Genomic DNA, 21,310 nt, shown 5'->3' with positions numbered 1-21,310 from the left:
GTAAGCCTTAAGCAAGGCCAGCGGTATTAAAAAGCCTATAAAATGGTAAAAAGCGGTTGTTGAAAATGAGGAAGACAAGCATTTTATTGGGATCTTTTTTTATTTGCCTGTTGATGTTGTCCGGGAGGCAAATGGCCATCCCGTATCAAAAGGATACTGTTCCGGAGAAAGTCGCGGCTTTATATATGGCCAATTTTATCAAGTTTCAAAATGAAGTTAACGCCTTGGCCGCCCTAGCCAATAAGGCAAGTTCTGTGAACGAATGGGAGGGGCTGAAAGAGCAGGTTGAAAAAACCAGATTGGCTTATAAGGAAATCGAGTTTATTTTTGATTATTACCAAACCTTCTATAATGGTACTTATATCAATGGAGCCCCTTTGCCTAAGGTAAGCGAGTATTTTGAAGCCGAAAAAGTGATTCCGCCAGGTGGCTTACAGGCATTGGATGAAGCGGTTTATGACTCAGCTTCCAATGAAAATTTGCAGCACATAAAAGTATTGGCCAACAGACTCAAAGAGCGGGTAGATTTTATAGCGAATATACATTTACCGGTACATTTAAAGTCGAGCCAGATCATTGAATGCATCCGCTCCGGTATTGTCAGGATCTTTACGCTGGGACTAACAGGTTACGATACTCCAGGGTCTGTAAACGGGTTGATGGAAAGTGCCGTGAGCTGGCAAAGTATGGAAACTACATTTCTCTATTTTGAAGCAGGGATGGCCCCAGAAGCCAAGTCCCAATTTGAAGCCATTAAAAAACACTTTACCAAGGGCAAGAATATATTAAAAGCCAATATCCATTTTAACGATTTTGATAGGTTGGCATTTTTAAAGGAGGTCGTAAACCCCTTGTATGCGGCCTTGTTGGAATTTCAAAATGCAAACAAGATTAAGCTGGAGCCTTATAAAAAGCATGCCCAAAACTATAAGGCCAAGAATCTTTTCGACAAAGATTTTCTCAATACGGATTTTTATTCGGAACTGGTGTATTTGCCTTTGGACAATCCCAAGACCATAGCCTTGGGGAAACTGTTGTTCGGGGATCCCCAGCTTTCCAAGGACAATGTCATGTCCTGTGCCAGCTGCCATAACCCCAACAAAGGTTTTTCGGATGGCTTGCCCAAGAGTGTCTCCAATCAAAAAGGGGTTTTTACCGATAGGAACGCCCCCACTTTGATGGATGCTGGCTATTCCGCACGCTATTTTTGGGACATGCGCGCCTTGGGTCTTGAAAAACAGGTGATACACGTTATTGATAACGATCTGGAGTTCAATACCGATTTTGATGCGATTGTTGCTAAACTGAATAAAAGTGACCGTTACAACAAATTGTTTAAAGAGGCTTATGGCGGTATTGCCAAAGAGGATATCAATCAGCGGTCTATAAGCAATGCTATTGCGGCCTATGTAAACTCTTTAAAATCCTTCTATAGTCAGTTCGATAAATATGTGCGTAATGAAACCAAGGAGTATCCCGAGAATGCCAAACGGGGCTTTAATTTGTTTATGGGGAAAGCGGCCTGCGGAAGTTGTCATTTTGCACCGGTCTTCAATGGCACCGTTCCTCCTTTTTATCTGGAATCGGAATCGGAGGTTTTGGGGATTACCCAGGGCTTCGATTCCATTGCCCCTAAGTTGGATACGGATTTGGGGCGCATGGGCAATGGTCTAAAATTGGACAATCATCCTTTTCTTAAAAATTCGTTCAAAACGGTTACCGTCAGAAATATAGCCCTGACAGCACCTTATATGCACAATGGTTTATTTGATACCCTGGAAGATGTTCTGGCGTTCTACAACCTAGGAGGAGGCGCAGGAATGGGCTTGGAGGTGGATAATCAAACTTTGCCAGATGCGCCCTTGGAGCTGTCCCAGCAGGAAATTGAGGATATCATTGCCTTTATGGAAACCCTAACGGATGTATCTAGGTATGGGGATTAATTGGTTTATGATCAGATTGTTGTGTTTCTGTCACCTCGTGACCTAGCATTTTTGAAAAATGTACAAATCGGGATGACGATAAAATAATTTAAACATCGGCAAAGGTCTCCTTTTGAATACATTAGTTACGGCTCCCCTCTTGGAACGAAGAGGGGAATGAATTGCCCTGCCGTTAGGTAGGGTAAAGAAAGGGGAGATTGAAATCCCGCAGCCTAAACCTATCCCCAATCTACAGTCTCCTCCCGAAGACCTGGGCTGTCAATCCCTTCCGTCTCCTCCGCCACTTGGCGGAGAATCCACCTTCCCTTAACCAAGGGAAGGAGCCCTTGGTGTCATCATTGCGGGTTTACCTGCCGATAGGGAGGCCTGCCTTCCGCAGATTGGCGCAGTCATGAACTATTGGGAAAGAACTCCTTTTGTATGTTAAAACTAACGGCTCCCCTCTTGGAACGAAGAGGGGAATGAATTTCCACGCGATCAGCGGGGGAAGAAAGGGGAGATTGAAATCCCGCACCCCAAACCTATCCCCAATCTATTGTCACCCTCCCCGAAGACCTGGGCTGTCAATCCCTTCCGTCTCCTCCGCATCCAGCGGAGGATCCACCTTGTCCTCCCGCGGAAAACGCGGGACAGGCTTATCTAAAGGGAAGGAGCCCTTGGTGTCGTCATTGTGGGTTTACCTACCGCAGGTAGACTCAGGGTGCGGCCATGATATCTTCACTACAGACGAAGATCTGCCCAGCATCCCAATGAACAATATGTTCCGCGTTAGGGACCGCGGCGGCATCCCCGCAGCAGCGCAAGGGATATAGCCAAGGGCCCGCCCGACGTAGGAGGGAACGCCCAAAATATAAGCTTTGAAGACATTTTTGAAATGCCTCCCAAATCTGGACCTAGTTAATTACTGTAAGCCCTTCCAGGGCGTCTATTTCTGTTTTTATAGAGCCATCCGCATTCTTCTTATGACTTACTTTTAATACTCCATATTTTGTTGGGAAACTGCCTTTTGCCCACTCCAGATCTCCTAGATGGGGTTCAATTTTAATCTTTTCACCCCCTTCCAAAACGTTGATGCCCAAAACGTGTTGACTCAGCCAAGAGGTAGGTCCACTGGCCCAACCATGACATAGGCTATGGCGGTAGCCAACATAGCAGTATTCTCCGAAGTCGCCATGGATATCAAAATTGTTGGCAGGAATCAATTCATCTATTCTGCCACTATTGGCAACATCCAGGACATCGAAATCTTCCCAAAAAGTGGTGGCGCCCAAATCTAACATTCCGCCCCAATAATCTCGAATTACTCGTAGTGCACCATTATAATCCTTGGCCTTGGCCATGGCTTCCAATATATAGTATCCATAAAAAGTGGACATGCGCTGTACTCCATCTTTGGTGAGTATTTCCTTATTCACCTTTTCGGCATCATGAAGGTTTGCTAATGCCATCAACGAAGCGGCCTGTTTGGTGGTAATATCCTTTGGTCTATGTTTTTTAAGTTGTTTGGCCACTTTTTCGTATTTCAATTTTAGGTCGTTCTTGCCCAAAATTGCCATCATCTCCGAACCGGCCTCAAAGGTCATTACCATCATGGCCTGAAGTCCTGCATGTATGGCTTCGGGTTTTTCGCTGGTCGGCCAATCCAAGAACCGATGTCCGTTTAAAATCTCTTTGTTGTCCTTGTCAATGAATGTGCTCAATTGATCCAATAAACCGATCATATAGGTTTCCTGTTCCTTTAGATAGGCAAGGTTCCCATGGTAATCATAGATGTTCTTGTGGATAAGCAGCCACCACATGGAGTAGGAGCTAATGCCGTTCATCCATTGGGGCAGGGGGTGTTGGTCACGGGCCAGGTCCAAACTTTTGTTGACGATTTCATGGTTTCCGAAAACGGTATTGATCGTCATTACTTCGGGGTGCATGTCACCCACCCAAACCAAGCGGTCGCGCTTTATGCCGTCCCATAGGAAATTTTGCATATTGAGTTGTACGGTATAGGCCCCTGTAATCCAGATTTCGTTCAAACGCTCATCATTACTTTCAAAACTGCCCAAATAGGGTATATCCCTGTACACAAAGGCGGCCTCTATAGATTTTATAGGGAGGTCTATCCCGGCGTCCACCACATCTACGCGCAAAAACCGAAACCCGGTTTCACCCACTTCCACGCTTCCCAACCAAGGTACTTCAATAATAAAATCGCGCAGGGAATGCTCGTTGGTCGCATTTTGTTTTCCCCCAATGTCGGACATTGCTTCCCCGACCGATTCGCCAAATCGCAATCGCAACCTTACCGGTGTTTTATCTGCACGGATGCCGGCGGAAATTTTTATTCCACCATGGATCTGCTTGCCATAATCCAATAGTATGGCAGGTTTTTTATCCGCTGTGCTGATCAATCTAAATAGGTTTTCCTCGTTCACGGCCACCTGCCCGTTTCCCTTTTTTAAGAGGCTTTCGACATTTTGCATGGATTCATTGGAGTCATCTGACTGCCAAACAATCCTTTGGGGCGTTAAATAGGTTTTGATCATTTCCGAATGTTGCACCTTGTCGTTATATTCCTCTCCAAATACAGGGGGCAATTGTCCAAAGCCAAATTGTAGGTACAACAGTGCAATCAATAATGGTAGTACGTTTTTCATATTTTAAATTGGGTTAACACAAAGTCAATAAATCCTATTTTTCGTAAAAATAGGATTTGAAAAAGGTCTATCTATCCTGTACCGTGCTGCTATTGATTATAGTTCAGAGCTCCAAGTTTATAGGGGAAAGTTAAAACAGCACAGTACAGGATGGGTTTAATTTCAATGGGTGTTAATATTGTAGTTTAAGACCATATTTTAATTTTTATAATTCTTAAGGTAAATAATCGATGAAGAACAGACTAGCGCTCCTTTTTATTACCCTCTTAACAGTTTGCAGTTCCTATGGCCAAAATAAGGATTCAAAATCCCTTGGCATACTTGAACCTAGGGTAGAGTATCACCAAAATCCTGAAGGGCTCGATGTACTTCAGCCTCGATTTAGTTGGATTTTAAAAGGGGAAGGCAGAAATAGGGCACAAACGGCCTATCAAATTACGGTGGCTTCCTCCATGGAAAAACTTTCGCAAGATCAAGCTGATATTTGGGATAGCGGAAAGGTGGTTTCCAACCAGACCAATCAAATCGTATATGAGGGGATTCCGTTGGTGTCCGGCACCAAATATTATTGGAAAGTGCGTGTTTGGGACGAATCGGATATGGTATCCACCTGGAGCACACCCGCCTATTGGTCCATGGGGCTTTTGAAATTTGCCAATTGGCAAGGACTCTTTATAGGTCATGATGTAGGATATAATAAGGCCGATAAATACGATAGTCTGTACCTTCCACCTGCCCGCTACCTGCGCAAATCCTTTAACCTGAACAAGAAAATCAAGAAAGCAACGGCCTATACTACGGCATTGGGTCTTTATGAACTGCGCTTAAACGGCAACAAGGTAGGGGAGGCTAATTTTTTACCGGGATGGACGGACTATGACAAACGGTTATACTACCAGACTTTCGACATTACCAACAACTTAAGGGAAGGGGAGAACGTCATAGGGGCAGTCATTGCCGATGGTTGGTATGCCGGCTATATTGGGTATGCCCTGCTGGTACGTTTGGATAAGGTGCGTGAGTTCTATGGGGTAAATCCGTCCTTTATGGGGCAAATACAAATTGAATACGAAGATGGAAGCATGGAGACCATTGCTTCGGACCAAACGTGGAAATCCAACGAAGGCGCTATCCGTGAGGCGGATATCATTATGGGCGAGACCTATGATGCCCGCTTGGAAAATGTAGGTTGGGACGCTCCCAATTATGACGATAGCCAATGGAAAAAGCCTAAAGTCTACACTTATCCCAATGGAAAACTGCAAGCCTATCCGGGAACTCAGGTCAAGAATACGGAGATACTGAAGCCCATAGCAATGACAGAGCCTAGTCCGGGAACCTATGTCTTTAACCTTGGAAAGAACATTGCCGGTATTGCTGAACTCAAGGTACAGGGACCTAAAGGCACCAAAGTCCAACTCCGGTTCGGGGAAATCTTAAAGAACGATGGCCAGATACAGACAGAAAACCTACGAAAAGCACGGGCAACGGACACCTATATTTTAAAAGGGGAAGGCTTGGAAACATGGAAGCCAAAATTCACCTATCATGGGTTTCAATATGTTGAAGTCACAGGTTTTCCAGGAAAACCTACACTGGAGACCATTACAGGACACGTATTAAGTTCTATAGAAACCGATGCCAGTACCTTCGGTTCTTCAAATGCAATGAACAATACACTTTTCAAGAATATCAAAACCACCCAAAGTGCCAATTTTTTTGAAATACCAACAGATTGTCCACAGCGGGATGAGCGTTTGGGATGGACGGGAGATGCCGAGATCTACATGCGTTCTGCCACCTATAATTCCGATGTCGCTGCCTTTATGACCAAGTTTTTGGTCGATTTGGATGACGCCCAACGATGGTATGGGGCCTATCCCAACTTTGCGCCATTTCCATACTCTAGGCCAAATCAATATGCCCCTGCTTGGATGGATGCCGGGGTTATTATACCCTATAATATGTACAAGGTCTATAATGATACCCGTATTGTGGAATATATGTACAAGGGGATGGAGAAATTTATGCAGTTTCAGGAAGATGCCAGCACGGATTATCTAAGACCTGGAGGAGGAAACAATTGGGGGGATTGGCTTGCCGTAAACGAAGAGACCAGTCACGATTTTGTAGGAGCTTCCTTTTATGGGTATGATGCAAAACTGATGGCTGAAATGGCAGAAGCATTGGGGAAAACGGAAGATGCTACAAAGTATGCCAACCTTTTTGAAAACATTAAAAAGGCCTTTGCCCAAAAGTATATTTTAGATAACGGTCGCACTACAGAGGATACCCAAACCAGTTATGCCCTTGCCCTATATTTCGATTTGTACCCCAACGATCTGGCAGAAAAAGGAGCAGCTAGGCTAGCGGAAAAAATAGAGAAAAACAGCTTTAAATTTTCAACTGGATTTTTGGGGACAAAACATGTAATGTTGGCCTTGTCCAAATATGGTTATGACGATATCTCTTATAAGATTTTCCAACAGACCGAATACCCCAGTTGGGGATATTCCGTAGAAAACGGAAGTACTTCCATATGGGAGCGATGGAATAGTTATACCAAAGATGATGCAGAGAACTCGGACCTGAATGCCAAGATGAATTCCTTTAGCCACTATGCTTTTGGCTCGGTGGTAGAATGGATGTTTCAACATGCCGTAGGTATAGATACCGAAGATGCGGGCTATCGCAATATCATTATAAAACCTGCCATTAGTAATGAGATGGATTTTATAAATGGGAGCTATAAAAGTATTAACGGCAACATATCTTCGGCCTGGAATTGGAAAGGGAGGGAAGTACAGATGAATATCGAAATCCCTGTGAACACTGCCGCCAAAGTTCATATTCCTACAGCGGAAATATCCAATATTAAGGAAGGAAACAAAGCAATATCCAAGGTGTCCTCCATTAAAATTTTGGAATCCAATGGAGAAGAAACCATTCTTGAAATAGGTTCCGGGACATATAACTTTAGGGTTAAGGGGGTAAAGTAGTTATTGAATCAATTTTGTTCCTGACTAATGCTTAGGGTATAAAGCCATGAATGGAGCTGATCTGGTCGGTTCATGGCTTCTGTATTTAAGGGATGCCGAGTTTGGAAATAGTAACCTGAATGTTATGGTGATTATAAAAAAAGTGCATCGGTCTGTATAACCTGCATCACAAGCTTGCAGCACAGTACAGGATACTCCCATTAATATTTTTTTATAAACTTGTTGTAATACTAAAGAAAACATATCATCTCTTAATTGTTAAATCGGTGATAGTTTTCATATAATAGGAACTATTGGAAGTGGGTATAATTGCATTTAATTGTCCGTTTCTCAAGAGTTGTTTGGTATTAAATTCATTTCTGTAGAAATATTAATAGATCATTTTGGACTCAAAAGTAATCTTAGCGGAAATACAAAAGAAGAACCATTTTGTGTTTAGAAGACTATTCGATGGCTTGTACCATGAATTGGTCGTTTATGCCAATGGTTATCTATTTGACAAAGATTCTAGTGAAGATGTGGTACAGGAAGTATTTGTTTGTCTTTGGGAAAAATCCAACAAAATTGACATTGAAACCAACCTGAAGTCCTACTTGTACGCCATGGTGCGCAATAGATGCTTTAATATTTTAAAAGCTATAAAGATCACTCATGTTTCAAAAATTACGGAGGCGGAAACTAATATAGATGTAGGTTACAGTCCTGACTGGTTTCCAGAAGACGAAAAGCATCTGCTCTATGAACAAGTTTTAAAGGTGATAGACAATTTTCCTTTAAAGATGCGCAACATCGCCAAGCTACGCTTTGTGGATAACTATCGTTTTAACGAAATAGCAGATGAACTGGATGTTTCTGTCAATACCGTAAAGACCCAGCTTAGAAGAGCCAAATTGAAGTTGGGAAAACTAGTGATCTATATTGCAGTTCTATTTTCAATAGTACAATAAAACCTCCTTTCAAATATTATTTTCTTATTTATTGTCCATTATTTTTCTATTTCTACATTTTTTTGTCACCCATTTTAGGAATTTGATTGTCTTATTAATATAGACAAACAAAATCCCAATGGATTTCAGACTTATTATAAAGAAAATCAACAATACCTTAACCGAAGAGGAGGGGCATATTTTCGATTCTTGGTACAAGGAATCCAAAGATCACCGTAGCTATTTCCATAAGGTTGAGAATAACTATCAAAAAGGAATTGATCTTGTAGACATCAAGAAAGGCTGGTCTGGGGTTTCATCCAAAATCAATAAAAAGGAAAAACGGTATTCTATTTATAAATATGCAGCAGCAATCGTCCTTCTTATTACTGCAGGCACTCTCTGGTTTGGGAATAAAGAAAATATCCAGGTAAATCCTCCAATGGAGGCAGTAGTGATCCAAAAGGATTCCATTAAGATCGGTACCGATAAGGCAACGCTTACCTTGGACGATGGTTCGGAAATTGTTCTGGAGAAAGGAGAAAGTGTTGAAACGGATAAAGCCTCTAGTAATGGGGAACAATTGGTGTATGCCGATGGTCAGGAATCACCTGAAAAAATTATTGCAAAAAATATCCTTACCATACCACGGGGAGGGCAGTTTGTTTTGGTTCTTGCCGACGGGACCAAAGTGTGGGTCAATTCCGAAACACGGTTGAGGTATCCCGTGGCATTTGTGGCCAATAAAACTCGTGAAGTGGAACTGGTATATGGGGAAGCCTATTTTGACGTATCCCCGAGTACTGAGCATAACGGTTCCCATTTTGTGGTACATACGGCAGGGCAGCGAGTAGAAGTGTTGGGTACGGAATTCAACATAAAAGCATATAACGAGGATAAAAACGTCTCTACAACATTGGTGGAAGGTAAGGTCATTGTTGAAAATGGAAGTGAATCTAAAAATCTTAGCCCTGGACACCAATCTACCATGGATCGGGATTCTAAAAAAATAGGCATTTCCAAAGTAGATGTTTATAACGAGGTATCCTGGAAAAACGGACTGTTCAGTTTTAAAAATAGGTCTTTGGAAGACATTATGCAGGTACTTGCGCGTTGGTACGATGTTGATGTAGTTTTTCACGAGAAAGCTACGGAGGAATTGACTTTCAATGGTGTTTTTAGAAAAACGCTAAGCCTCAAAGAAATTTTGGACATAATACAGAACACTAACGAGGTTAAATATGAAATAAACGGTAAAACAATTAATATGAAGTAAAGCTTTTTTTTTTAAAAAAGGGGAATGGAGTCTAAATCTGGACAATTGAAATCTCCATCCCCTAGTACATTAATTAATCAAAAATTAACTAACATTCAAATTTATGAAAACTAAACCAAATAGGGGTAGTCTTGCCTATGTCAAGACGTCCCTAATCATCACTATGAAAATCTTCATTTTTTTCTTTTCGATTCTTTCGTTCGGATTTAGCGTAGAAAATGGATTTTCCCAAGACAAGAAAATTACGTTTACAGAAGACGCCAACCTTTCTATAGAACAAGTGTTGGAGGTTGTTAAAAAACAGACCGATTACAACTTTATCTATAGATCGGATCTTTTTGTTGGAAGTCCCCTTGTCGAAATAAAAAAGGGTACGGTAAAGGTAGGTGTCCTGCTGAACAAATGTGCCATGCTTACCGACATTGATTTTCAGTTTACGGACAACGGAGCAATTTTCTTGAAGAAAAATCCTAAAGTAGTTGAGTCCAAAAAGATGCAACAAACCATTAGTGGGGTGGTTACCGACAATGACGGCAACCCTTTGCCTGGGGCCAATATTGTAGAAAAGGGTACTACCAACGGAGTAACTGCAGATTTTGATGGTAACTACACTATTGCAGTTTCCGATGAAAATGCCACCTTGGTAGTTTCCTATATTGGATTTGCGACCACTGAAGTTCCTGTTAACGGTCAAAGTTCCATTAATGTTACCTTAGAAGAAAGTGCGGCTGGTTTGGATGAAGTGGTTGTAGTAGGATATGGTTCTCAAAGTAAGAAAAAGATAACTTCAGCGGTTTCTGAAGTGGATATGAAAGGTGTACAGGATATGCCCAATTCAACTTCGGGCCAAGTCCTTCAGGGTAGGGTGTCCGGTGTTACAATTACCGAAAGTAATGGTTCTCCAGGACAGGCTCCTAGCATACAAGTAAGGGGGATCAGCTCTATTAATGCAGGAATTGAACCACTGGTGGTTATTGACGGATTTCCAGTAGGCAATGGTATTCCCCAGAGTCTTAACCCCAATGATATTGAAAAAATTACCGTTTTAAAGGATGCGGCGTCCACTTCCATCTACGGAGCAAGGGGAACCAACGGGGTTATCTTGATACAGACCCTAAAGGCAACAGAATCCAGAAGCGAACTTACTTATAATGGTTCCAGTGGATTTCAAATGGTACCGAATAACTGGCGTCCGCAAACCCTTGATGCACCACAATATGCCCAATACAATTTGGAAAGGGTCCAGGAAGTAAATGCACGTAGCGGGAGCAATACTCCAGTGCCAGATATTTATTTGGATGCACTGAACAGCGCTCCAGGCAGTGGTACGGATTGGCAAAGTCTATTGATGCGAAGTGCGGTATTTCAGAACCACAACCTTACCTATAGAGGTGGTAACAGTAAATTTAAGGGTGTAGTCTCTGCCGGATATTTAAATCAGGAAGGTGTGCTTCTAAACACTGACTTTTCAAGATTGTCCCTCCGATCCAATCTGGACGCCACTATCAGCGATTGGCTTAGTGTTGGCTCCAATATGTTTGTTGCCTTTTCGGACAACAATTCCATACCGGAGGATGGCTCCAGGGGTATTATCATGAAGGCGGTAACGGCTAGTCCCTTACAGTCCCCTTATGATGAAAACGGCGATCTTAAGCCTTATATTCCCGCTGATTCCCCAGGTTATTTTGCCTATGCCAACCCTATATTTGAAGCGAATTCGCTTACCAATAATAGAATAGAAAGAGATATCAATGCCAGTATTAATCTGGACATGCAAATTCTTCCTGGTCTACATTACAAACCACAACTTTATGGACGCTTGTTGACAAGGGAGATAAATACGTTTACACCAAGTACCATTGGACGGTTTGCCATTGGAAACGCCTCCAATCTTTCACCTGGAGCGCCTCCGTTCGTAAATTCAGGTACCAATCAAAAGAGTGATATTACCAATTGGGGCATCGATAATCTCCTTACCTATGAAACTACCATTGGACAACATTCCATTAGTGCCCTATTGGGTTATACCGCCCAAAAACAAACAGGGGAATTGTCAACAATCAATGCCACTGGTTTTCCTAGTGATAATACCTTGAATTTTCTGGAGGCTTCTGAAGTTTCAGCTGCGGTAACAGATTTGACCAACTGGTCCTTGGCGGCATATTTTGCCCGTCTTAGTTATGACTATAAATCCAAGTATCTGGCGGAAGTGAATTTTAGGAGGGAAGGATCCTCTAGATTTGGAGACGATAACAAGTATGGTAATTTCCCTTCGGCATCGGTTGGATGGAGAGTCTCGGAAGAAAGCTTTTACCCGGAGGATTTCTTTATGAACGAGTTAAAGCTTAGGTCTAGCTATGGTATCACAGGTAATTCCGCTATCGGTGATTTTGATAGATTCGGGACCATACTTTCTATCCCCAACTTGAATAACCTGAACAATAACTTTAATTATGTACTCAACGACAATATCCAGGTAGGGAAATCACTTACTTCCTTGGGCTCTAGCAATTTAAAATGGGAAACAAGTAAGCAATTGGACTTGGGGCTTTCCATGGGATTCCTTAGGGATGCCATTACTTTAAACGCAAGCTATTTTGAGAAAACGACAGAAGATATGCTCTTCAACCTTTCCATACCAAGGGCTTCTGGATTTGCCTCCACAAGGACCAACATAGGGGAGATGGTAAATAAGGGTGTTGATATTGAGTTGGCTGCCCGTGTAAACAATGATAATTTTTCATGGAACAGTAATTTAAATCTATCGTTCATCAAAAATGAAGTAACCTATCTTCCTAAAGAAATATCACAAATTATCTCTACATGGAACGTTACTCAAGTAGGTCTACCTGTAGGATCGTTACGAGGTTATATTATTGACGGGATTTTTAATACCCAGGAACAATTGGACGACCCTAACCTTCATGGATGGCCGGGCTCCAAACAACTTGGGGCCTATATTTACAGGGATGTAGATGGAGATGGTTCAATTACTGGTTTGGACAGAGATTATATTGGCAATCCACATCCTAAAGTTAATTTAGGCTTTAATAATGTAATCAATTACAAAAATTTATCCCTTTCCATATTGACTACGGGTGCATTCGGCTATCAAATTATTCCACAGCTGAACGAAGTGCTCTATAATGAAAAAGGTAGATGGAATGTTAGTACGGAATTTTTGGATAGATGGAAGTCAACGGAAAATCCAGGCAAGGGTTTGATTCCTTCCCTTCATTATGCAAATCAACATGCTGCATCCAATCTTTGGGTGGAAGATGGGGACCATATATGGATAAAGAATGTTACACTAGGATACCAAGTACCTGTTTCGGTATTGGATAAAACCTTTATATCCAGTCTGCGGTTCCATTTTAGCGTACAGAATCTGGCGAAATTCACCAGTTACTCTGGCTGGAACCCCCAAGTAAGTAATTTTGGGAACAATCCGCAGGCATTAGGTGTGGACGACTTTTCATATCCTATAAACAGAACATACACCCTTGGTGTCAATATTAATTTTTAAAATATCCGCGATGAAAAAATATAGCTCAATATTAGGGTCAAAAAGGATACTATTTATAGTTTCAATATTAGTATTCCTAGGTTGTAATGAAGAATTTTTGGATGTTACTCCAGACCATTATTTAACTGAAGGCAATTTTTACCAAACAGAGGAAGATTTTGATCAAGCGTTGCTTGGCGTTTATGGAGGTATGCAAGATTATGTATTAAGCGCTCATTTTTTAGAGGAAGGCAGATCGGATAATACTACTTATGATAACCTTTTGGATCAAGGTTCATTGGGAGGAGGAAGGCAATATGGCTTTTTGGACCAATTCAAAATGACATCGGTTGCTGGTCCCATTTCGGATGCATGGAACAATATTTATGGTGGAATAAAGGATTGTAATGTAACCTTGTTTTATCTTAACAGTGCTGAAATAGATCCAGATTCGGCCAAAATGTTGGAAGCCCAATTACGTTTTTTTAGGGCGTTTTACCACTTTGTTGCGGTGCGTTATTGGGGAGATGTACCCCTGCTTATAGAGCCGGTAAGTTCGGCGGAAGATGCGTTTGCCCTAAAAAGAAATCCTACTTCCGAAGTTTATCAGGCCATAGTGGATGATGCTGAATTTGCTATTTCCAATTTGCCCCTTGCCTATACCGGTAATGATGTGGGTAGAATTACCCAAGGAGCCGCGAGAATGCTTTTGGCCAAAGTTTATTTAACAAGAGGTGAGTATGGCAATGCCCAAATTCAACTAAATAGTATTATCGGATCAGATCAGTACGATTTGTTGGACGATTATGCAGAGATCTTTGATCCGGCAAATAAGAACCACCAAGAATCTATTTTTGAAGTTCAGTTTAAAGAGGGACAGGAGGGTGAATCCAGCAATTTTATATACCAATTTGCACCCGTAGGGTCTAGGGGTGTCGTAGTTCTAGGTCCTGAAAATTCTCCAGGAAGGAATATACCAACAAAGGATATGGTGGAAGCCTATGAAGCCAATGATAAAAGAAAGGATATATCGGTAGCTTACTTTGACAGGAATCCCAGTCCTCTATATTACGTTAACAAGTATAATCACGATACAGATCCCGATTTTTCAAGATCTCCGGACAACTGGCCGGTGTATAGATATGCCGATGCAATGTTAATGCTTGCAGAGGCCATTAATGAACAAAGTTATCAAACCGGTGTACCCTTTACTATGCTAAATAGGGTAAGGGTCCGTGCCGGATTGCCCGAATTGACAACAACCGATTTGCCAGATCAAGTATCCTTTAGGAATGCCATAGCCCAGGAGAGAAGGGTTGAACTGGCCTTTGAAAATCACCGCTGGTTCGATTTGGTAAGGACTGGTAAGGCCATTGAGGTTATCACTGCTTTCGGTATAAAGGAAAAAGCGGACCCTACGCTGGTTCCGCCAGATTTCATTGCCTACGGTCCAGAATCCTTTGCTATAACCCAAGATAAGTTGGTATACCCGATTCCAAATAATGAGTTGGATCTAAATCCCAACATGACACAAAATCCTGGGTATTAAAAAGAGGTTCCTGATCTATGTAAATCTATTGCCCTTGATCTTTTTATCTTAGTTGAAAATTAGTAGACTATGATAATGAAGTGTCAAGGGCAATCAGAAATAGTGAAATGGCGAAAGAACTAAGAATGTAAAAGGGGGAAAGGACTATGTTACTTGCCCTTTTGTAATGAAGGTAAGGATTGGGGAGTACAAATAGCTACACCCACAGGAATTGAAATTTTAAAAAAGGATATGGTATGAAAAATTTATCATTAGTAGTATTAACGCTAGGGATAGCCATCTTTTTCACCTCTTGCAAAGAGGTTAAGCAGGAGATAGCAGAGAAGCAAAAGGAGGAGCTTCCGAATATTGTCTTTATAATTTCGGATGATCAAGCTTGGACAGATTATGGTTTTATGGGCCATGAACATATTGAAACGCCAAATTTGGATAGATTGGCCAATGAGAGCCTAACGTTTTCAAGGGGGTATGTTCCAACCTCACTCTGTGCCCCTTCCTTGGCATCCATGATTACCGGGGTTTATCCACGTAATCATATGGTATTGGGAAATGATAGGGTACTTCCGAGCGATGATTTGGGAAACAAACCTGCTTGGTTATCAACTTGGAGGGCCAAAAATTATGAGCCGGTAATAGAAAACTTTAAAAACCTGAACACTTTGCCCAAAATGTTGAAGAAAAAAGGCTACCTCTCCTTTCAAACCGGTAAGTGGTGGCTTGGAAATTATTCCAATGGAGGTTTCGATTACGGTATGACGCACGGTGATCCAGACCGAGGGGGAAGGCATGGCGATTATGGCCTCGAAATTGGTCGTAAAGGTATGGATACCCTCTATAATTACATAGATTTGGCCTTGGAAAAGAAGAAGCCCTTTTTTATGTGGTATGCTCCCTTTTTACCGCATTCGCCCCATAATCCACCGGACAGTCTTTTGCAGAAATACCTGCCCAGGGCACCTACGGAGTTTGTAGCCAAGTATTGGGCCATGTGCGAATGGTTCGATATCACATGTGGGGAGCTTATGGATTATATTGAAAAGAAGGGTCAAACAGAAAATACCCTGTTCGTATATGTCTGCGATAATGGTTGGGTACAGAATGAAAACAATGGAGCATACAATCCAATCTCTAAACAAGCGCCTTATGACTATGGATTGAGGACCCCTATCATGTATAAATGGAAAGGCAAAATTACGCCCAGACTGGATACACTATCTTTGGTAAGTAGCTTGGATATGGTGCCAACGGTACTAGATCTTTTGGGGCTGGAGTCCTCCGAGGAATTGGACGGAATCAATGTATTGGATGAAACTGAACTCAATAATCGAGAGGCCGTTTTTGGGGAAATTTATAACCATGACTTTAATACCATTGAGGAAGGACTTAAATATAGAATGGTGATGACCAATCCTTATAAGCTTATAGTTCCCGACCCAAATAACAGGCCAAATGAAAAAATCCAGTTGTACAATATTTTTAAAGATCCTTTTGAACAAGTAAACCTGGCAGATGAAAAACCAGAAGTTGTAAACGATTTAAGGAATAAGTTGGAAGCCTCTTGGAATCCTAAACTATAAATAAGAAAAATAAGCATGAAAAAAAGTAGTTATTTAATCATTTTATTGGGTGTAATCCTTCTTGGAAGTTGTGCTGAGAAAAAGAAAACGGAAGAACCCCAAACCCCCACCAAGCCTAACGTTTTGGTACTTTTAACAGACCAATGGCGGGCCCAGGCTACGGGTTATGCAGGTGATCCCAATGTGGACACCCCGCATCTGGATAGTTTGGCAGCCATAAGCGTCAATTTCAAAAATGCGGTATCCGGGATGCCCGTTTGTTCTCCTTTTAGGGCATCGCTCTTGACTGGGCAACGCCCATTGACCCATGGGGTCTTTATGAACGATGTGCAGCTGGACACCAATGCGGTAACCATTGCAAAGGTGTTCAACAAGGAAGGATACGATACCGGCTATATCGGTAAATGGCATTTGGACGGACATGGACGTTTGCAGAATGTGGCCCCTGGCCAAAGAAGACAGGGTTTCCAGTTCTGGAAAGGCAACGAATGTACCCACGATTACAATGAATCTGTGTACTATGACAACGATGATTCCAAAAGAAAAATTTGGGACGGCTATGACACCTTTGAACAGACAGATGCTGCCATTGACTATATCAAGGAAAGGAAGTCTGCAGAGAATCCGTTTATGATGATCCTTTCCTATGGTACACCCCACGCACCATACCATACCGCCCCATTGGAATATAGGAACCGATTTGATCCGGAAAAGATTCAACTTCGTAGAAATGTGCCGGATAGCCTTAAAGAACGGGCAAAAAAGGATTTGGCAGGGTATTACGCCCATATAGCGGCATTGGATGATATGATAGGCAAGGTGATCAAAAATCTAAAGGATTCCGGTCAATTTGAGAATACCATCATAGTGTTTACTGCAGATCATGGGGATCTATTGGGCTCCCATGGTGCCTATAAAAAGCAGCAACCTTATGAGGAATCGGCAAGGGTACCCATGCTGTACCATATTCCTGAAAAATTAAAAATTGCTGCAGGAGAACGGGACGCTTTAATGAATTCCGAAGATATTATGCCCACCCTTCTAAGTCTTTGTGATATTTCCATCCCCAACACTGTGGAAGGATTGGATTATAGGCCTTATATGGAGGGGAAAGAGGAAATAGGACATGCTACCTTGTTAACCTGTGTACAACCTTTTGGGCAATGGAACAAAGTACAACATGGGGCAAGGGAGTACAGGGCCATAAAGACCTTACAGTATACCTATGCCCGCGATTTGAATGGCCCGTGGCTGTTGTTCGATAACATCAATGACCCATATCAATTGTTCAACCTTGTGGGTAATGAGGGCTATACCACCCTTCAGGACGAATTGGAAAAACAGCTATCCCAACGCTTGAAAGAAACTGGGGATGAATTTCTTCAGGGAATGGAATACATTAAAAAGTGGGGGTACCCAGTTGATGAAACAGGTACAGTGCCCTACACCAACTAAAATATATAATCATGGTAATTTGAAAAATGCAGGTCCAAGGACCTGCATTTTTGGTTTACTGTAAAAGGAAAAGCCTTATCCATATGGAGTGCCAAAATCTTTGGCGGAAAGCAAGATTTGATAACCATAATTGTCTCCAATATTATTTTCACATATCCTTTGTCCGGGTATAAAAATATCAAGTAATGTATGTGAATCACAGGACAGTACAGGATGCAAATTCATTTTAAGTAAACTAAAATTGTAAAGGACATTCTTATTTATATTCCGAGTTCTTATGGAAGGATAAGGCTCTATTAATTCAAGATAATCAATCACTTAAAAAGACTACATGAAAACATTTCAATTACTGCTCATTTCTTTATTGTTAGGTCATTTATGCTTTGCACAGGACATAAAACCACAGGAGGTAAGAAACATAATGAAAAAGGTCGCCGATTGGCAAATGGACCATATCAATGACAGTTACAGTAATAAAAAACCACACCATCCACTGCATTGGACCAATGCAGCCCTTTATGTTGGTATGGCCAAATGGGCCCAAATGGCCGATGATGACACCTACTTTAATTGGTTAAAAGGAATAGGCAACCAAAACAATTGGCAATTGCACGAACGAAAGTATCATGCGGATGATCATGCCGTTGGCCGCATGTATGCTGCCCTCTACAGAAAATATGGTGAAGAAGAAATGTTGGAGCCTACTATAGAACAGTTTGGCTTTCTTATGCACCATCCGGCGAACACTAAATTAAACTGGGGAAGCCCTTATCATCAAGATCGATGGAATTGGTGTGATGCTCTTTTTATGTCGCCTCCTGTTTGGGCCGATCTTTATAATATTACAGGGGAACAAAAATATTTGGACTTCATGTTGGAGGAGTACAAGGCCACTACCGATTTCTTATTTGATGCCGAAGAACACCTGTACTATAGGGATGAAAGATTTAAAGGAAAATTGGATCAGGGAACCAAAATATTTTGGGGACGTGGAAATGGCTGGGTATATGCCGGTCTAGCAGATATTCTATCCAATCTAAAACCGCAAACCAAGGAATATGAATACTTTCTGGATATTTACAATAAAATGTCCATAAAACTTCTTGAACTACAGACTCCAGAGGGGCATTGGGCAATGAGCTTATTGGGCCAAAAATTCTACCCTACTCCAGAAACAAGTGGTTCTTCATTCTTTGTGTATGGTCTAACATGGGGCATCAATAATGGAATATTAAAAGGAACTAAGTACAAAAAGGCAGTGGTTAAAGGGTGGAATGCCATGGCAAGTTATGTAAATGACAAGGGCATGTTGGGTTATGTACAACCCATTGGAGCCGAACCGGGAAATGCAAGTCCGGATAAAACCGAGGTGTACGGAACAGGTGCCTTTTTAAGTGCCGGTTCTGAAATTTACAAAATGGTTGGCGGCAAATAAAGGAGGATTTACCAACCATCCCCTAGAACATAAATGGAGCTAAATAATTAAATAGAGCAGATGGAACGCAAGGCATTTATACAACTCTCAACAATAGGTGGAATAGGTTTAACGCTCCCCATGGCCTCATGGCTAAATTCATGTAGCCATAAAACGGAGCCTACACATTCTGCGGAATTTATGAAGCTGACCTTCGACCTGCTAAAGGAATGGTGCGATGGAATGATCCGTGTTCAGATTTTGGATCCCAGTGATACCAAGGTACACGGAATGTTGAAATGCCCTGCCTGTGATGTGGTTCATGCACGGAGTATGGATGCCGTTTACCCTTTCTTACATATGGCTAAGGCTACGGGTGAAAAGAAGTATCTGGAGGCAGGAATAGCTGCTTTTGAATGGGAGAGGAACGTTAGCCTTCCGGACGGAAGTTGGTCCAATGGCCTGGATCCCAAATCGTGGAACGGCACCACCATTTTTGGTGCCATAGCCCTTGCCGAAGCCTTACATTATTATAGCGATCTATTGGATGATGTTAGACATGAACGTTGGAAAGATCGTTTAGGCCAAGCGGCAGAATTTATTTATGAGAAGTTTACCATATCGTTCACCAATATAAACTATCCGGCCACTGCCGTTTACGGGCTTAACCTAATAGGAAGGGTACTTAATAACGATAACTATATAAAGCGTAGCAAGGAGTTGGCCGAGGAGGTAAAGGCTTATTTTACTGAACCAAACCGTCTATTGTTCGGAGAAGGGAAACCTAGTGATAAAAGAAGTGCCAAAGGATTGCCGGCAGTTGATCTGGGGTATAATGTGGAAGAGTCCCTGAATAGTCTGGTCATGTATGCCTTACATGTAAATGATGAAGAACTATTGAACCTGATCACCAAATCCTTGAATAGCCATTTGGAATTTATGTTGCCTGATGGGGGCTGGGACAATAGTTGGGGTACCCGTCAATTTAAATGGTCTTATTGGGGAAGTCGCACCACGGACGGATGCCAGCCTGCCTTCGGAATGATGGCGCACAAAAACCCGGCATTGGGTACGGCTGCTGTAAAAAGCACGGAACTGTTGCATCGTTGCACGGCCGACGGACTGTTGCATGGCGGTATCCATTATCTATCCCATGGTATAAAACCCTGTGTGCACCATACTTTTTCCCACTCCAAAAATTTGGCCGTTATGCTCGACCATTGGGATCACCTACCCGAAATAAATACTACAGCACCCTTGCCCAGAACCACAGCCGATGGAATAAAGTATTTTCCCGAATTGGATACCAATCTTTTCGCCCGTGGCGATTGGCGTGGAACGGTCACTGCCTATGATGCCATTTATAAAGATGGACATTATAGACAGGCAACCGGTGGGGCCTTGTCGGTACTGTACCATAACAGGGTAGGACTGTTGTGCGCGGCAAGTATGGCCATTTATAAATTGGTGGAACCCTATAATCAGCAACCGAACCCCGGGGAAGATTTTGCCTTTACCCCCCGTGTGGAAACATTTAAGGACGATGTGTGGTACAGCAATATATTTGATAGGGCGGCAACCGTGACCTCCGGAGATACCGAGGGGGAAATACGGTTAAATGCAAAAGCACAACTCAAGAACACAGAAAATGAAGCGGTCACTGAAACTGCATCAGATTTTGAACTGACCTATACTTGTTCAAAGGATGTAATGCGGATTACTGCAAAAACTGCACAACCCATAAAAGAAAAAACGGCATTCGTACTTCCCATAATATCGCCTACAGGGGAGAAGGTTCTTCAACCTAACCCGAACGAAATTACTGTTCAAAAACCCGAAGGGCAAGTGAGCATCAAGGCCAATGTTCCTTTGTTGATAAAAGAAATTCCAAGGGAAAGAACATTCAATATGGTACCCGGTGCAGAGGCCATACCTGTCATGGCCTTTTTTGAAGAAACCGCAAAGGAAGTTGAAATAAGTATTGAAGTTTCTTAAGGGACCGCCATAAAAATATCCGA

At 42.1% G+C, this 21,310-nt stretch carries 11 protein-coding genes; 10 read left to right on the top strand and 1 reads right to left on the bottom strand.

Annotated features, from left to right (window positions below; all coding sequences use genetic code 11):
- Nucleotides 1–65 precede the first annotated feature (65 nt).
- The gene (locus MWU82_RS10770; protein WP_247096372.1) at nucleotides 66–1,943 is read left to right on the top strand and encodes a cytochrome c peroxidase; all 1,878 of its coding nucleotides are present in this window, start codon (nucleotides 66–68) and stop codon (nucleotides 1,941–1,943) included.
- 893 nt (nucleotides 1,944–2,836) lie between these two features.
- Here MWU82_RS10770 and MWU82_RS10765 read toward each other — a convergent pair.
- Nucleotides 2,837–4,591, bottom strand: coding sequence for a hypothetical protein (locus MWU82_RS10765; RefSeq protein WP_247096371.1), 1,755 nt, complete (start codon nucleotides 4,589–4,591; stop codon nucleotides 2,837–2,839).
- 230 nt (nucleotides 4,592–4,821) lie between these two features.
- Here MWU82_RS10765 and MWU82_RS10760 point away from each other — a divergent pair, with 230 nt between their 5' ends.
- The 9 genes from MWU82_RS10760 (at nucleotide 4,822) to MWU82_RS10720 (ending at nucleotide 21,287) form a co-directional block, all read left to right on the top strand.
- The gene (locus MWU82_RS10760) at nucleotides 4,822–7,590 is read left to right on the top strand and encodes an alpha-L-rhamnosidase (protein ID WP_247096370.1); all 2,769 of its coding nucleotides are present in this window, start codon (nucleotides 4,822–4,824) and stop codon (nucleotides 7,588–7,590) included.
- Nucleotides 7,591–7,973: 383 nt separating this feature from the next.
- Entirely contained in the window at nucleotides 7,974–8,537 is a 564-nt protein-coding gene (locus MWU82_RS10755) for a sigma-70 family RNA polymerase sigma factor (protein WP_215946795.1), read from the top strand.
- Nucleotides 8,538–8,655: 118 nt separating this feature from the next.
- Nucleotides 8,656–9,792: a FecR family protein gene (locus tag MWU82_RS10750; protein WP_247096369.1), complete on the top strand. Its 1,137-nt coding sequence runs from the start codon at nucleotides 8,656–8,658 to the stop codon at nucleotides 9,790–9,792.
- Between the two features lie 103 nt (nucleotides 9,793–9,895).
- Nucleotides 9,896–13,318, top strand: coding sequence for a TonB-dependent receptor (locus tag MWU82_RS10745; protein WP_247096368.1), 3,423 nt, complete (start codon nucleotides 9,896–9,898; stop codon nucleotides 13,316–13,318).
- A gap of 10 nt (nucleotides 13,319–13,328) precedes the next feature.
- Nucleotides 13,329–14,846 (top strand): RagB/SusD family nutrient uptake outer membrane protein, encoded by a 1,518-nt coding sequence (locus tag MWU82_RS10740; RefSeq protein ID WP_247096367.1) that lies wholly within the window; start codon nucleotides 13,329–13,331, stop codon nucleotides 14,844–14,846.
- 236 nt (nucleotides 14,847–15,082) lie between these two features.
- A complete protein-coding gene (locus MWU82_RS10735; RefSeq protein ID WP_247096366.1) occupies nucleotides 15,083–16,423 on the top strand; it encodes a sulfatase in 1,341 nt (446 codons plus the stop codon).
- 15 nt (nucleotides 16,424–16,438) lie between these two features.
- Nucleotides 16,439–17,878: a sulfatase gene (locus MWU82_RS10730; protein WP_247096365.1), complete on the top strand. Its 1,440-nt coding sequence runs from the start codon at nucleotides 16,439–16,441 to the stop codon at nucleotides 17,876–17,878.
- A 331-nt stretch (nucleotides 17,879–18,209) separates the two neighbouring features.
- A complete protein-coding gene (locus MWU82_RS10725; protein ID WP_247096364.1) occupies nucleotides 18,210–19,313 on the top strand; it encodes a glycoside hydrolase family 88 protein in 1,104 nt (367 codons plus the stop codon).
- Nucleotides 19,314–19,373: 60 nt separating this feature from the next.
- A complete protein-coding gene (locus tag MWU82_RS10720) occupies nucleotides 19,374–21,287 on the top strand; it encodes a hypothetical protein (RefSeq protein ID WP_247096363.1) in 1,914 nt (637 codons plus the stop codon).
- The last annotated feature ends 23 nt before the right edge of the window (nucleotides 21,288–21,310 follow it).

This window comes from Arenibacter sp. S6351L, from assembly GCF_023016025.1.
Classification (GTDB): domain Bacteria; phylum Bacteroidota; class Bacteroidia; order Flavobacteriales; family Flavobacteriaceae; genus Arenibacter; species Arenibacter algicola_B.
The sequence above is the reverse complement of the archived record's forward strand: the minus strand, read 5'-3'. Positions and strand labels throughout refer to the sequence as shown.

Excerpts from the sequence above, each read along its gene's own strand:
- MWU82_RS10760 (WP_247096370.1), top strand. The coding sequence starts at position 4,822 with ATGAAGAACAGACTAGCGCTCCTTTTTATTACCCTCTTAACAGTTTGC.
- MWU82_RS10765 (WP_247096371.1), bottom strand. The coding sequence starts at position 4,591 with ATGAAAAACGTACTACCATTATTGATTGCACTGTTGTACCTACAATTT.
- MWU82_RS10770 (WP_247096372.1), top strand. The coding sequence starts at position 66 with ATGAGGAAGACAAGCATTTTATTGGGATCTTTTTTTATTTGCCTGTTG.
- MWU82_RS10735 (WP_247096366.1), top strand. The coding sequence starts at position 15,083 with ATGAAAAATTTATCATTAGTAGTATTAACGCTAGGGATAGCCATCTTT.
- MWU82_RS10730 (WP_247096365.1), top strand. The coding sequence starts at position 16,439 with ATGAAAAAAAGTAGTTATTTAATCATTTTATTGGGTGTAATCCTTCTT.
- MWU82_RS10725 (WP_247096364.1), top strand. The coding sequence starts at position 18,210 with ATGAAAACATTTCAATTACTGCTCATTTCTTTATTGTTAGGTCATTTA.
- MWU82_RS10720 (WP_247096363.1), top strand. The coding sequence starts at position 19,374 with ATGGAACGCAAGGCATTTATACAACTCTCAACAATAGGTGGAATAGGT.
- MWU82_RS10750 (WP_247096369.1), top strand. The coding sequence starts at position 8,656 with ATGGATTTCAGACTTATTATAAAGAAAATCAACAATACCTTAACCGAA.
- MWU82_RS10745 (WP_247096368.1), top strand. The coding sequence starts at position 9,896 with ATGAAAACTAAACCAAATAGGGGTAGTCTTGCCTATGTCAAGACGTCC.
- MWU82_RS10740 (WP_247096367.1), top strand. The coding sequence starts at position 13,329 with ATGAAAAAATATAGCTCAATATTAGGGTCAAAAAGGATACTATTTATA.